The organism is Oceanimonas baumannii (assembly GCF_002245495.1).
Taxonomy (GTDB): domain Bacteria; phylum Pseudomonadota; class Gammaproteobacteria; order Enterobacterales; family Aeromonadaceae; genus Oceanimonas; species Oceanimonas baumannii.
Map to the genome: position 1 here is coordinate 227,857 of NZ_NQJF01000002.1, position 13,454 is coordinate 241,310.

Consider the following 13,454-nt stretch of genomic DNA (forward strand, 5'->3'; position numbering starts at 1 on the left):
ACCACTGTTTGCATTGGCAGGGTGTTGTATCAATACAAACACCAGACTTTATGTTCACTGCGAAATATAAAAATTCAAAATGCTGCCTGAATTAGTGCCCGCCGGTTTTTGACCATAACTGTATTACGGCCACACCGGCAATAATCAGCCCCATGCCCAGCAATGCCGCCATATCGGGGATCTGGCGGTAAAACAACACCGCCAGCAGTGTAATCAGCACAATACCGGCCCCGGACCAGATAGCATAAGCCACGCCCACCGGCATGGTTTTTATCACCATGCTCAGTAGCCAGAAAGCCAGGCCATAACCGGCCACCACCAGTAATGAGGGCCCGGGTCGGGTAAAGCCGGCCGATGCCTTGAGTGCCGTGGTGGCGACGACTTCGGCAGCAATGGCCAGGGTCAGCAGCAGATAAGCATTCATTATGTTGCTCAGTAACAAAAGAAACCATCAGTGAGCCGAGTGTATCAAACGGACGGGCACATTGGTGCAGGTTACCGGACCTGGCGTGAGTTTTTATCTTGTTTGCGGTAATATATAGCCAAATACTGAAGTAGCTCCTCCTTATGTTAAACCCTTTCGATTATGGCCAGTCCCAGTGGCTGCAAATTCTTCATGACTATTCACCGGCGCTAAGACATGAAATGCGTGAACTGGTGCAGGCGCACAGCCGGGAACTGGCGAGCAATTTTTATCAGCAAATGATGGAACTGCCGGATGCCCGGCGTTTTCTGGAGCACGAACAGGTAGAGCAACAGCTGAAAGCGTCCATGAGCCGTTGGCTGGATCAGGTCTTTTCGGTTCAGGAGCCTGCCCAGATAGGGCCGTCCGTGGAACGCCAGTTTGAAGTGGGCCGGGTGCATGCCCGTATTAATCTGCCCATCAGTTTGGTGTCGGCGGGAGCCCGTCTGCATAAAAAACGTCTGCTTGAGCATGTTACCCGGCGCTGGTCCGGGCCCGATGACTGGCTGCAGGCCGCTACCTATCTGGCCGGGGTTATCGATCTGTCGCTGGAGCTGATGAACCTTGCGTTTGTTACCAAAGCGGATACCAAAAGTCGGGCAGCCGAGGCCTACCGTCTGCATAATCTGGGACTGAATCTTTCAGTAGAGCGTGAGCGCCAGCGGGCAGCTCTGCTTGACTGGAGCCAGGAGCTGATGTTTACCCTGCATCAGCCCGGCATGTCGTTGCAGCCGCTGCGACAGTCGGAGTTCGGGCTCTGGTTTTATCACCAGGCTGTTTCGATGTTTGAAGGTGCAAACGAGCTGGAAAAAATTGAGCATATCCTTCACCGGATTGACGAGCAGCACCTGCCGGCACTGATACCGGTGCTTGAAGACAGGGCTGCACTGGCAGAAAACATGGCCGCCTTACAGCAGCAGCTGAGATCGGTCTCTTATGTACTGACCAAGTTGTTTGATCGTTTTATCGAGCTGGAGCACGGCCGGGATACGCTGACCCGGTTGCTGGACAGGCGTTTTATGCCGGCGGTACTCAACCGAGAGGTGAGGCTGGCCATGCGTGGCGGCGGGAGCTTCTCCGTGGTGCTGTTTGATGTTGACCATTTCAAGTCCATTAATGATAACCATGGGCACAAGGGCGGAGACATGGTCTTGCAGCAGGTGGCAAGGCTGGTGGCAGAAAACATTCGCAGCAGTGATTTTTGTTTTCGTTATGGCGGTGAAGAATTACTGGTGGTGCTGGTGGAAGCCAATATCAGCAATGCACTGACAGTGGCTGATAAAATTCGTGAAAAGTTGCTGAGCAGTGAGCTGGAATTGCCCGACAATCAGAGTCTGAAAGTGACCATCAGCGGTGGCGTGGCCAGCTTTGACGGTCATCCTGATTATGAACAGCTGATTAAACGTGCCGATCAGGCGCTTTATCAGGCCAAATCTGCAGGCCGTAATCGCTGTGTTGCTGCCGGGTAATCACAGGCATTCGGGGAGTTCCATTTTTATAGCCGGGAATGGTTCACCGTCCAGCCGGGGAGCGGGCAGGGCCTGAACCTTCAGAGACCATAACGGCGCGTCTGGCGCAGCCTCACCGGACAAGACCGGGTAGATAAGGGCAATATTCAGCTTTGGCATGCGTGCTTTCAGGCGCTGGGCGGTTCCCATACCATCGGCAATATGGAAACGGCCAACGGTCAGCATGATTCTGTGCCCCGGGTGTGTGGCCAGATAGGCTGCCATGCTTTCTGCCATGGTGTCGTCCCAGGCGGTCTGGGCGGCAAACTGACGTTCGTCGGGGCTGTGGCCATGAAAGCGGGTGTTCATAAAGCGGGACTTGTATTCGTCTTCATCCAGCGTCAGCCGCCCGGCCACCCAGCCCCGCTCGGTCGCCGGCAGTTTGTCCAGATAGCCGGGACCTTGCTGGCCAATGCAACGCACAATGTGGCGGGGCGCGTTGGCAGCAATGACATCGATACCGGCCGACTTGGCCAGCTCTATGAGCGGGCGATAATCGTGGCGATAGGAAGGCCAGGCATCGGCCTGCTCAATAAACGCATCCTCTCCCAGCTTGCCGCTCAGGTAGGCGTTCAGTTCAGCCTGATGATTCCGGGTGAATTGCTCCATGGCCAGTGCCAGCGGCTCAGGCTGTTCCAGCAGGGCGGCCAGCAGTGTTGCCTGAAACCGGTGCACCCCCGGATGCCCGTGCAGCTCACCCACCATAATGACATCCATGCCGGCCAGCCGCTCTGCCGCCGTTGCTGCGCTCAGCATCTGGCCTCTGTCATCTGTCAGGGTAAAATCGTAAAGGGTGGCGGGGGCAGTTGCGGCACCGGTATGCACCTGACAGCCGGTCAGCAGCAGAGCGCACAGCAACATACTTATCTGTCTCATCAGAGGCCCTTTTATTTAATACGGTTTGGTAACGGTAATTCACCATTAAAGGCATTATCATAACCAGCATGTTGATTCAACTGAAACCACTATGACGCCTGCACGCTGGCTGGCATTGTTTTTTGCCCTTTATTACTTTGGCTACGGCACCTTTTTACCTTACTGGGCGCTGTGGCTGGGAGACGCCGGTGCCGGCGCCGGGCTGGTGGGGTTACTGCTGGGGCTGGGCATGGCGGTGCGCTGTGCCGGCATTCTGGGGATTATGGGCCGGGTGCGGTCGGCCCGGCATTTGCTGCCGGTCATGCAGGGCCTGAGTGTGCTGAGTCTGCTCGCCTTTATGGCCTTTTATGGCTGGCAGTCCACCGTCGGCCTGCTGGTGCTGACGCTGGCGGTAAACCTGGTGTATCCGGCCCTGATCCCGCTCAGCGAGGCCATGGCCAGCCGTTATATTGTGCAGATCCGGCTGGATTACGGCAAGGCCCGGCTATGGGGCTCTGCGGCCTTTATTGCCGCCAATCTGGCGGTGGGCATGCTCAATGAATACGGTGGTAGCCAGTGGATACTGCACAGCATGGTGATGTCGCTGGCTCTGCTTATCCTGTTGACCTTGCTGCAGCCCCGGCCTGCCCCCGCTGAGCAGCCGGCCGGGCGTGGCGGTGATAGTATCATGCGGGTGCTGCAGCGGCCCGGGGTGGGACGTTTTTTGCTGATCACGGCCTTGTTGCAGGGCAGTCACGCGTTTTACTACGGGTTCAGTGCCCTTTACTGGCAACAGCAGGGTTACAGTACGACGGTGATCGGTTATTTGTGGGGGCTGGGCGTACTGGCCGAAATTATGATATTTGCGCTGGACCGGAAGTGGCTCGCTCAGCTGACGGCGCGCGTACTGCTGGCGGCCGGCCTGCTTTGTGCTCTGTGCCGCTGGTTAATGCTGGGTGCCACCACCGAGCTGATATGGCTGGTGCTGGCGCAGTTGCTGCATGCCGGCAGTTTCGGGCTCAGCCATCTGGGTGCGGTGCGTTTTATCAGCCGCGAGCTGGATGAAGCGGCTGTATTTGGTGCCCAGGCGCTGTATGCCTCCATTGCCCTTGGCATGGTATCAGGCATACTGCTGATGTTGTCGGGGCAGCTTTATCCGGGCCTGGGCGGACATACTTTCTGGTTAATGGCAGCGCTGGTGCTGCCGGTGGCCTGGCTGCTGGCCAGGCCCTTGTCTGAGGAGCAACAAGCGAGATGATGCAGGGCTGGACCGTTATTAATATTGCACTGGTCTACCTCGGGGTGCTGTTTTTGCTGGCCTGGCTGGGAGACCGGCCGAGCATGAGCAACCTGGTACGCCGTATGCGGCCCATGCTGTACAGCTTGTCTCTGGCCGTTTACTGCACCTCCTGGAGCTTTTTTGGCACTGTCGGTCAGGCCAGTACCGATGGCTGGACCTTTTTCACCATTTATCTTGGTCCCGTGATTATTTTCACCTTCGGCGGACGCTTTATTGCCCGTTTGATTGAAGTGGCCAAGCGGGAACATATCACCTCCATTGCCGACTTCATTGCTGCCCGTTATGGCAAATCGCAACGGCTGGCGGTGTTTATCACCTTGATCGCGATAGTCGGGGTGCTGCCCTATATCGCGCTGCAACTCAAAGCCATTGTGATGGGGCTGAGCCTGATGGCGCCTGATGTAGTGGCCGGTGCCGGCCGTAATGCCGGTGAAGTCGCGCTGATGGTCACCTTGCTGTTTACCCTGTTTATTCTGCTGTTCGGTACTCGTCATATTGATGCTACCGAGCATCAGCGGGGCGTGATGGTGGCCATTGCCGCCGAATCGGTGGTGAAGCTGATTGCCTTTATTGTGGTCGGCGGTTTTGCACTCTGGCTGGTGCTGGCCTATCCCAGTCAGCACAGGGTGATGGTGGCAGAAGATTTCATCGGCAGTCTGAGCACGGTAAGCGGCGGTCATCTGCTGGATATCGGCGTGTACACCCTGTTGTCCATGAGTGCCATCATTTGTCTGCCGCGTCAGTTTCATGTGGCGGTAGTGGAGCATCACAGCGAAGCCGATCTGCGTCTGGCCCGTCGTATCTTTCCGGTTTATCTGCTGTTGTTCGGCCTGCTGGTGTTGCCGTTGTCGCTGGCCGGCCAGCAGTGGCTGTCACCGGGGACGTCTCCCGATACCTATGTTATCAGTCTGCCGCTGGATCTTGGGCATTCCTATCTGGCCATGCTGGCCTTTATCGGCGGGGCATCGGCCGCCACCGGTATGATGATTATCTCCACCATCGCGCTGGCCATCATGATCAGTAATGATCTGGTGTTGCCGATGATACTGCGCCGGCGTCAGTTGCAGGGGGCGGGGTTTGAGGATGTGGCGCAACTGCTGCTGAACGTGCGCCGCACCGCCATTGTGGTGATCATGGCCACGGCCTGGCTGGTGTTTTTATGGCTGGGCGACATCAGCAGCCTGTCGCGTATCGGCTATCTCAGTTTTGCGGCCATCGCCCAGTTTGCTCCGGCACTGGTGCTGGGGCTGTTGTGGCGAGGTGGCAACCGGCGGGGGGCCTACTGGGGGTTAAGCCTGGGCATGCTGATGTGGCTGCTGAACCTGATGGCGGAAACCGGCCTGTTTGCTGGTGATGCCAGTACCAACGTGGTGCTCTGGTTGCTGACGCCGCCGGCACTGGGGTGGCTGGCCGAGATGAGCCCGGTGACCTGGGGTATTTTACTCAGCCTGGGGTGTAACCTCGCTGGCTATCTGGCGGGCTCCTGGCTGTCGGTGTCATCGATGGGAGAGCGCTTTCAGGCTGCGGCCTTTGTCGGCCGGCATCAGAAAGATGATGGTGATGTTTACCGGGCCAAGGTGACGGTACGGGATCTGGAGCAGCTGGCATCGCGTTTTGTGGGCGAAGCCAGGGTCAAGCGGGCTTTTGCCCGTTACGCCGGAGAGCAGGGTACGCTGGAAGGCAGCATGCAAGCTCCGGCCAGCTTAATCCGGCATACCGAGCGGGTGCTGGCCGGGGTATTTGGCACCTCATCGGCCCGTCTGGTACTGGCGTCAGCAGTGCAGGGACGCTCTATGGAGCTGGAAGAGCTTGCGACCATTGTGGACGAAGCCGGTGATGTGTTTCGTTTCAACCGGGGTTTGTTACAGGGTGCCATCGAGCACATTGGTCTGGGTATTTCGGTGGTGGACAAAGAGCTCAGACTGGTGGCCTGGAACCGGCGCTATCTGGAATTGTTTCAATACCCCACCGGATTGGTACGGGTGGGCCGGCCTATTGCCGATATTATTCGCCATAATGCCGAGCAGGGTCTGTGCGGCCCGGGTGAGGTTGATAAACAAGTCAACCGCCGGGTGTCTTTCATGAAAGCCGGCAGCCGGCATGTGTCGTCCCGCACCCGCCCCGATGGCCGGGTGATTGAAGTGCAGGGTAACCCCATGCCCGGAGGCGGATTTGTGATGACCTTCAGCGATATCACTACCTTCCGCAAGGCCGAGCAGGTGCTGAAAGACGCCAATGTTATGCTGGAACAACGGGTGGCCGAGCGGACTCAGGAGCTGTCGGCAGTGAATGAGCAGTTGCTGGAAGCGAACCGTCAGGCGGAGCTGGCCAATGCCTCCAAAAGCCGTTTTCTGGCTGCAGTGAGTCATGATCTGATGCAGCCGCTAAATGCGGCCAAGTTATTTGCTTCTTCCTGGCTGGAAACTTCCGGCGACGAGGAGAGCCGGCGGCTGGCCGGGCATATTGATCGCTCGTTAACGGCGGCGGAAGAACTGATTGGTGACTTGCTGGATATGTCGCGGCTGGAGTCGGGCAAGCTGGTGCCCCGGTTTCAGGATTTTCCCATTAAAGGACTGTTCGATACCCTCCAGGCGGAGTTTGGCGTGCTGGTAGAGCAGCAGGGCGGCGCGTTTGCCGTGGTGAACAGCAAAGTGGGGGTGCACAGCGATCCTCGCTTGCTGCGGCGCATTCTGCAGAATTTTTTAACCAATGCCCTGCGTTATACCAATGGGGGACATATTGTGCTGGGTCTGCGCCGGCTGGGTGACCAGGTACGCATTGAAGTATGGGATAACGGTCCCGGCATACCTGCCGACAAGCTGGATGTGATCTTTGATGAGTTTATGCGGCTGGAGCCGGGGCAGCGTCATCAGCAGGGACTGGGCCTTGGACTGGCCATTTCGCAGGGGCTGGCGGGAATACTTGATCATAAGCTGGGGGTGCACTCACAGGAGGGAAAAGGCTCGGTATTCAGCGTGACGCTGCCGCGTTCCCGTCAGTTGCCAGGCACCATGGTGCCGGCCCCCGTTGCCGTGGCCGGCGGCAATAACCGGCTTGCTGGTTTGCGGGTGCTGTGCATTGATAACGAAGCGGATATTCTGACGGCGATGAAGAGCCTGCTGGAACGCTGGGGATGTGAGGTATCGCTGGCAGGCAGTGCAGGCAGTGCTCAGGCGCTGTGTCATGAAGGCCTGGTACCTCAGGTGATCCTGTCTGACTATCATCTCGATGATGGTGAAACCGGTGTTTCCGCCATCAATATGCTTCGCCTGGAATTTGGCTGTATTCCTGCCGTGGTGATTAGCGCCGATCGTCAGCCTGAGCTGCAACAGCAGTTACAACAGCTGGATTTAAGTTATCTGAGCAAGCCGGTCAAGCCGCTCAAGCTCAGGACGTTGCTGCAGCACCTGGTGAAAAGCGGAGGATAGGGGTGTCAGGGCAGTCTGTGGGCTCGCTGTCTGCCGGTTCCGAGCCCGCCAGGTCAGAACTCGCCGCCTTCCAGTTGTGACAACGCGATGACCGCCTGAGTACGGTTTTTCACGTCAAGCTTGCGGAAAATAGCAGTAACATGCGCCTTGATGGTGGCTTCCGATACATCCAGTTCATAGGCAATCTGCTTGTTCAGTTTGCCTTCCGACAACATGGTCAGCACCTTGAATTGCTGAGGCGTGAGGCTGGCCAGACGGCTGGCCATGTCGTCTTCGGGGGCATCATCAGGATTAATGCCTTCCGGAAACCAGCCGTCGCCTTCCAGCACTGTATTCAGCGCATTGACCAGCACCGGCATGGGGGATGATTTGGGAATAAAACCCACGGCCCCGAGACGCATAGCCTGTTGTACTACATTGGTTTCTTCACTGGCCGATACCACGACTACGGGCAGTGACGGATACAGTGCCCGTAGCCGGGTCAGGCCGGAGAAGCCACTGGCGCCGGGCATTTTCAGATCCAGCAGCAGCAGGTCTGTGTCATCGGTTTCTGACAACAGCTGCAGCAGGCTGTCGATGCTGTCCACTTCCTGCAGGTGAACTCCCTGCACGGCCAGCTGCACGGCCTGCTGCAGTGCGTTGCGAAACAGGGGGTGGTCATCGGCAATGATAATGCGATAGCCCGAGTCCATGATGCGTTCCTTGTGTCGGTAAAGTATTCAATGGAAGCTCGTTCCATTTTAAATTGTATGATAGGGCTTTGCAGCGTGGCTGAGAACTCTTTGGCCCTATTTTCGTGATCACGTAGATTGAGCCGGAACATGTTTGAAAGCAAATCAGAATCAGAGCGCGGCTGGCTGGCCCGCCTGACAGATAATGATGAAGATGCTCGCATCTGCAAAGATATTCCCGATGATCAATGTCATCAGGCGGTGGGTAACCGGCGCAGATTGATTCTGGCTCAGCTGGCCACGGCACTGGCCGAGCTGATGATGAATGCCAAAACCGTTCTGCCCTGGCTGTTTCAGGCTGTAGGGGCACCGCTCTGGCTGATTGGCTGGCTGGTGCCTATTCGGGAAAGCGGCTCCATGCTGCCTCAGCTCTTGCTCGGGGCCAGGGTGCGGTTAATGCCGTTGCGCAAGAGAGCCTGGTTATGGGGGGCCGGTTTGCAGGCCGGCTGTCTGGTACTGATGGCCATGACGGCATGGCTTTGGTCGGGCTGGTTGGCCGGGGTACTGTTATTGCTGCTGCTGGCCCTGATGAGCCTTGCCAGAGGACTTTGCTCTATTGCTTCCAAGGACGTGCTGGGTAAGACCATTCCCAAACAAGAACGGGGCAAGGTGACCGGTGCCGGGGCCAGTCTGGCTGGGGGAGCGGGGCTGATATTCGGCTTGCTGCTGACGATACCGGATTCTCTGCCGCTGTGGGGATATGTGCTGATTTTGCTGACCGCCGCGGCCATATGGGGGCTTGGGATCTGGTGCTACAGTGGTATTCAGGAGCTGCCCGGAGCCACCGAAGGGGGCGTTAACGGCTGGCAGTATGCGCTTGCCAGCCTGAAACTGGTCAAGCAGGATCCTGCGTTCGGGCGCTTTCTGCTGGTGAGAACCCTGCTGATGTCCACGGCGCTGGTTGCACCCTATTATGTGCTGGTGGCGCAGGATTATAACGGGGGCATACAGGTGCTGGGAGGGATGGTTATCGCTCAGGGACTGGCCCAGTTTATCAGCAGCTGGCTCTGGGGTAAGCTGGCCGATGTTTCTTCACTGCGGGTGTTGCAACTGGCCGGGTTGATTGCCGCCGTGCTGGGGCTGGTCGTCTGTTTTCATCTTGCTCTTGAAGACCGTGTGCCAGCGGGATATTTTGCACTGGTTATCTTTATCCTCAGCGTGGCTCATGCCGGTGTGCGGGTGGGCCGAAAAACCTTTCTGGTCGATCTGGCCGGAGGTGACAAACGCACCGATTATGTTGCCGTGAGCAATACGCTGATGGGAGTTCTGCTGTTGCTGGCAGGGGCGCTGAGTATGTTGCTGGGGTTGCTGTCGGCGCTGGCGGTGATACTGGTGTTTTCTTTGTTAACACTTCTTGGTGTATGGTTGGCACAGGGCCTGCCGAATGTTCAGGACGACTCATAAGAGGATACATCATGTTGCAAAAATGTCTGCTGGCGCTGACCGGCCTGTTACTGGCAAGTGCGGCCACCGCTCGCGATATTGACCATATGCGGGCCGAATTTTCGGTCATGCTTAACGGTGATGCGACCAAGGGAGTAAACACCCTCAGTATTGATCGCAACCGCGATCAATATCATGTCCACTTTTCATTACGTCACTGGCTGCTGGATGTAGACCAGAAAGCAAGCTTTACCTGGCATGACTGTACTGCCAGTCCCGAGACCTTCAGCTATAAAGCCAAAGCTCTGGGAGTGACCCGGGAAGAGCGGCTGGTGTTTGATAAGGGCACCGACATGTTGCTTTATCAGGATAAAGACGGCGACAAGCTGCTGTCGGCAGAAGGTGGTGTGTTTGATCCGGTCAGCTTTTTCTTTGAGGCCCGTTGTGATCTGATTGCCGGCAAGCAGGCCTTTGAGTACAAGGTAGCGCGTGATGGTGAGATAAAAAGCATGCCTTTCAAAGTGGTGGGAACCCAGGCGCTGAAAACAGGCATCGGTACGCTCGACACCCTTATTGTGGAACGGGACCGGGGCAACAGTAAACGTAAAACCCGGTTTTGGGTTGCCCCTGAGCTCGACTATTTGCTGGTGCAGATAAGTCACGAAGAAAACCGTCAGCTGGCGGTGACGGCTACCCTCAGCAAAATGGATTACCGGCTGGCAGACGAAGGCTGAGCCGGCTTTTATTGTGCTTACTGGCGGTATCTGGCCAGTTTGTCGTACAGGGTTTTTCGCGGGATCCCAAGCTGCTCTGCAGCCTGGGCTACCTGATTCTGGCTTTTATGCATAGCATCAAAAATCAGCTGTTGCTCCAGTGCCGCCAGTTGCTCCGGCAAGGTCAGGGGAGACTGAGCTGCTGTGACTGGCAGGACTCCCAAAACATACTGTTCCGCAACATGGCGTAGCTCGCGCACATTTCCGGGCCAGTCACGGCAAATGAGCTGTTGTAACAGCGCATCCGGCGGCGGTGCGGCATCCCGGTTATATTGCTCTTTTGCCTGTTCTGTAAAATGCAGAAACAATAACGGAATATCGGCGCGTCGCTGACGTAACGGAGGCAGAGCCAGGGTGACCACATTCAGCCTGAAGTAGAGATCGGGGCGGAACAGCCCGGCACGGCCGGCTTCCTGCAGGTCAATTTTGGTAGCGGCAACGACTCTGGCGTCAACGTTTATCAGCTGGTTACCTCCCAGTCGTTCCAGAACGGACTCTTGCAGCACCCGCAGCATTTTGGCCTGCAAAGGCAGGGGCATGCCCTCAATTTCATCAAGGAACAGGGTGCCATTATCGGCATGTTCTACTTTCCCGATACGCCTTTTGGTGACACCGGTAAAGGCGCCGGGCTCGGCACCGAACATTTCACTCTCAAAAATGGACTCCGGCAGGGCGGTACAGTTAACGGCAACAAAATGTCCTTTGCGTCCGCTGCCCTGATGCAGGCTGCGCGCCACCAGCTCTTTGCCGGTGCCGGTTTCGCCCAGGATCAGCACACTGGCACTGGTATCGGCGATATTGTCAATTTGCCGGCGCAGCAGATCCATTTCCGGTGTATGGCCCAGCAATAAATCAGGCTGTTTGCCTGCTGCCAGGCAACGGCGTAACCGGCGGTTATCGAGCACAAGTGCTCGCCTTTCCATGGCCTGGCGCAGGCTGTGCAGCAGCTGCTCCGGCTGATAGGGTTTTTCAAAAAAGTCCTGGGCCCCCATCCGCATGGCCTCAACGGCCATCCGGATATCACCATGGCCGGTCAGTAACAGCACCGGCAACTCGGCATCATGTTTCTGCAGTTGCCGCAGCAAGGACAGCCCGTCCATACCGGGCATGCGTACGTCACTCAGCATCACCACCGGAGCATCCGCCGTCAGTGCCTTGAGGGCGTGCTCCGCGCGGGAAAATCCACGGGCAGGCAAATCCGACAACTGCAGCGTCTGCAGCAGGGTCTGACGTACGTCTTCATCGTCTTCAACCAGCCATATTTCAATGGGGGGTCTGGTCATGGGGGCTCCAGTCAATATGAAACAGGATCCCGCCCTCGGGCGGGTGCTGAATCGTCAGCCGGCCGTCGCTGGCTTCGGCCAGGTCGCGCACAATCGACAAGCCCAGGCCAAGGCCCTGACCGGCCTGCTTGGTAGAGAAAAATGGCTCGGTCACCTTGTCCTGTAATGCCGGTTCAATGCCCGGGCCATTGTCCCGGACCTGCAGCCAGCCCGGGCCGGCGCTGACCGTGATCGTGCCCTGGCTGTGATGATCCAGCGCATCCAGGCTGTTGGCCAGCAGGTTGGCCAATATCTGCTCAAGAGCATGCAGCTCTATTGGCAGCTGCACAGTATCGGAGTACTGCCGACACAGCTCAATGCCCTGTGTCGTAAAGCGTGACGACAGCCAGCTCATTACGTTGTCCAGCGCTTCATGAAGATCACTCTGGCCTTTGGTAATGCGGCGGGTGGCGGCAAACAGCTTTAGCTGTGAAGTCAGACGGGCAATCCGGTTGATCAGTCGCTCCATGGTTTGCAGGCTGGTTTTGACTTCATCATATCTGCCGCGTTCGCTGAGCAAGAGCGTGTTGACCGACTGATTTCTCAGCGCCGTCAGCGGCTGGTTAACTTCGTGTACCACCCCTGCGGCCATCTGCCCCAAGGCGGCCAGCCGGTTAATCTGTATCAGTTCATGTTGCATGGATCTGAGCCTGGCTTCTGCCTGGGTTCGCTCCTGCACTTGCTGTTCAAGTTGATAATTGGTGGCGGCCAGGGCGGCAGTGCGGGACGTGACCTGTTGTTCCAGCTCACAGCGTGCCTTTACCTGCATACGGTAGTAGCGGCGGCGTTGCCGCCAGTAAAGCAGTAGTAACAGCAGGACGATCAGTCCGAACCCGGTCAATGTTGTCAGCAGGGTGGCATTGAGTGACAACTGGCGGCTTGGCCACCATAACTGCATACGCCACTGCAGTCGTGGCAGCGACAGCTCGCTGGTACCATAGAGCCTTCCCTGCCATTGCATTTGCTGACCGTGCCGGGTGATGGTCACGGGGGCCAGGGACATGGGAGTATATTGCCGGGCCAGCTCCAGTCGTTGCCGGGCCTCGGTAGTGAGGGGAGCAAGGGTTTTAAATTTGAGCCGGGTATCAGATGCCAGCGCGATAACCTGTTCTTTATCGACCACCAGCACTTTTTCGCCGGAGAGTTGCCAGTTTTGCTCCAGCTTCTTCAGGGTGATTTTTGCCGCCAGAACTCCGTTAGCACCGCCTTGCCCGCTCATGTGCAGCCCAAAAAAGTATCCGGGAGTACGGGTGGTGGCACCCACGGCATAAAATTCGCCGATATTGCCGTTCAGGGCGTCATTGAAGTAAGGCCGGAAACGGTAACTTTGTCCGACAAAACTATAAGGGGTGTGCCAGTTGCTTGCTGCCAGAGTGACGCCGCCGGCATTGATAAGATACAGGGCTTCAACGCCGGTATCATCAGCCAGTTGCTGCAGCAGGCGGTTGGCTTTGTCGCTGGCATGGTTGTTGTCGGGTTGTTCCAGCGCCTGAAGCAACACCGGATGAAACTGTAATGCCCGGGGAATGTTTTCAAAACGGGCGATTTCCGATTCCAGTGCCGCCCGGTAAACCTGCAGCTGTTGCTGTGCCCGCTGCTCTTGTGCCATGGCCTGATGTTGCCAGCTTTGATGCCAGACCTGCAGTAACAGCAGGATAAAAAGCAGTAACAGCAGCAGCCAGCCGGCCTGT

Annotated in this window: 10 protein-coding genes; 5 read left to right on the forward strand and 5 right to left on the reverse strand. The window is 57.2% G+C overall.

Features of this window, described 5'->3' with window-relative positions; all coding sequences use genetic code 11:
* Positions 1-91: 91 nt before the first annotated feature.
* Positions 92-424 (reverse strand): DMT family transporter, encoded by a 333-nt coding sequence (locus tag B6S09_RS03065; RefSeq protein ID WP_094277023.1) that lies wholly within the window; start codon positions 422-424, stop codon positions 92-94.
* A 143-nt stretch (positions 425-567) separates the two neighbouring features.
* Between B6S09_RS03065 and B6S09_RS03070 the strand changes: the two genes are divergently transcribed.
* Complete coding sequence (locus B6S09_RS03070; protein ID WP_094277024.1) at positions 568-1,932, forward strand: GGDEF domain-containing protein; 1,365 nt, start codon at positions 568-570, stop codon at positions 1,930-1,932.
* On the opposite strand, the gene B6S09_RS03075 is transcribed toward B6S09_RS03070, so the two are convergent.
* The gene (locus B6S09_RS03075) at positions 1,933-2,847 is read right to left on the reverse strand and encodes a ChaN family lipoprotein (RefSeq protein WP_094277025.1); all 915 of its coding nucleotides are present in this window, start codon (positions 2,845-2,847) and stop codon (positions 1,933-1,935) included.
* Positions 2,848-2,938: 91 nt separating this feature from the next.
* Here B6S09_RS03075 and B6S09_RS03080 point away from each other — a divergent pair, with 91 nt between their 5' ends.
* Together B6S09_RS03080 and B6S09_RS03085 are read left to right on the forward strand one after the other, a co-directional pair.
* Positions 2,939-4,084, forward strand: coding sequence for a 3-phenylpropionate MFS transporter (locus tag B6S09_RS03080; protein WP_094277026.1), 1,146 nt, complete (start codon positions 2,939-2,941; stop codon positions 4,082-4,084).
* Positions 4,081-7,554: a hybrid sensor histidine kinase/response regulator gene (locus B6S09_RS03085; protein WP_094277027.1), complete on the forward strand. Its 3,474-nt coding sequence runs from the start codon at positions 4,081-4,083 to the stop codon at positions 7,552-7,554. Before B6S09_RS03080 ends, B6S09_RS03085 begins: the two co-directional genes overlap by 4 nt.
* A 53-nt stretch (positions 7,555-7,607) precedes the next feature.
* On the opposite strand, the gene B6S09_RS03090 is transcribed toward B6S09_RS03085, so the two are convergent.
* Positions 7,608-8,246: a response regulator transcription factor gene (locus B6S09_RS03090; protein WP_094277028.1), complete on the reverse strand. Its 639-nt coding sequence runs from the start codon at positions 8,244-8,246 to the stop codon at positions 7,608-7,610.
* A gap of 129 nt (positions 8,247-8,375) precedes the next feature.
* On the opposite strand from B6S09_RS03090, the gene B6S09_RS03095 reads away from it, so the two are divergent.
* Both B6S09_RS03095 and B6S09_RS03100 read left to right on the forward strand, forming a co-directional pair.
* Positions 8,376-9,689: an MFS transporter gene (locus B6S09_RS03095; RefSeq protein WP_094277029.1), complete on the forward strand. Its 1,314-nt coding sequence runs from the start codon at positions 8,376-8,378 to the stop codon at positions 9,687-9,689.
* Positions 9,690-9,700: 11 nt separating this feature from the next.
* Entirely contained in the window at positions 9,701-10,402 is a 702-nt protein-coding gene (locus B6S09_RS03100; protein WP_094277030.1) for a DUF3108 domain-containing protein, read from the forward strand.
* 17 nt (positions 10,403-10,419) lie between these two features.
* Here B6S09_RS03100 and B6S09_RS03105 read toward each other — a convergent pair whose 3' ends face one another.
* Complete coding sequence (locus B6S09_RS03105; RefSeq protein WP_094277031.1) at positions 10,420-11,724, reverse strand: sigma-54-dependent transcriptional regulator; 1,305 nt, start codon at positions 11,722-11,724, stop codon at positions 10,420-10,422.
* On the reverse strand, positions 11,705-13,372 hold the full coding sequence (locus tag B6S09_RS03110; protein ID WP_243832789.1) for a sensor histidine kinase: 1,668 nt from the start codon (positions 13,370-13,372) through the stop codon (positions 11,705-11,707). Before B6S09_RS03110 ends, B6S09_RS03105 begins: the two co-directional genes overlap by 20 nt.
* Between the last annotated feature and the right edge of the window lie 82 nt (positions 13,373-13,454).

What these genes read in the sequence shown, in the direction of transcription:
- B6S09_RS03085 (WP_094277027.1), top strand. Translation starts at nt 4,081, where the DNA reads ATGATGCAGGGCTGGACCGTTATTAATATTGCACTGGTCTACCTCGGG.
- B6S09_RS03100 (WP_094277030.1), top strand. Translation starts at nt 9,701, where the DNA reads ATGTTGCAAAAATGTCTGCTGGCGCTGACCGGCCTGTTACTGGCAAGT.
- B6S09_RS03095 (WP_094277029.1), top strand. Translation starts at nt 8,376, where the DNA reads ATGTTTGAAAGCAAATCAGAATCAGAGCGCGGCTGGCTGGCCCGCCTG.
- B6S09_RS03080 (WP_094277026.1), top strand. Translation starts at nt 2,939, where the DNA reads ATGACGCCTGCACGCTGGCTGGCATTGTTTTTTGCCCTTTATTACTTT.
- B6S09_RS03065 (WP_094277023.1), bottom strand. Translation starts at nt 424, where the DNA reads ATGAATGCTTATCTGCTGCTGACCCTGGCCATTGCTGCCGAAGTCGTC.
- B6S09_RS03090 (WP_094277028.1), bottom strand. Translation starts at nt 8,246, where the DNA reads ATGGACTCGGGCTATCGCATTATCATTGCCGATGACCACCCCCTGTTT.
- B6S09_RS03105 (WP_094277031.1), bottom strand. Translation starts at nt 11,724, where the DNA reads ATGACCAGACCCCCCATTGAAATATGGCTGGTTGAAGACGATGAAGAC.
- B6S09_RS03070 (WP_094277024.1), top strand. Translation starts at nt 568, where the DNA reads ATGTTAAACCCTTTCGATTATGGCCAGTCCCAGTGGCTGCAAATTCTT.
- B6S09_RS03110 (WP_243832789.1), bottom strand. Translation starts at nt 13,372, where the DNA reads ATGGCACAAGAGCAGCGGGCACAGCAACAGCTGCAGGTTTACCGGGCG.
- B6S09_RS03075 (WP_094277025.1), bottom strand. Translation starts at nt 2,847, where the DNA reads ATGAGACAGATAAGTATGTTGCTGTGCGCTCTGCTGCTGACCGGCTGT.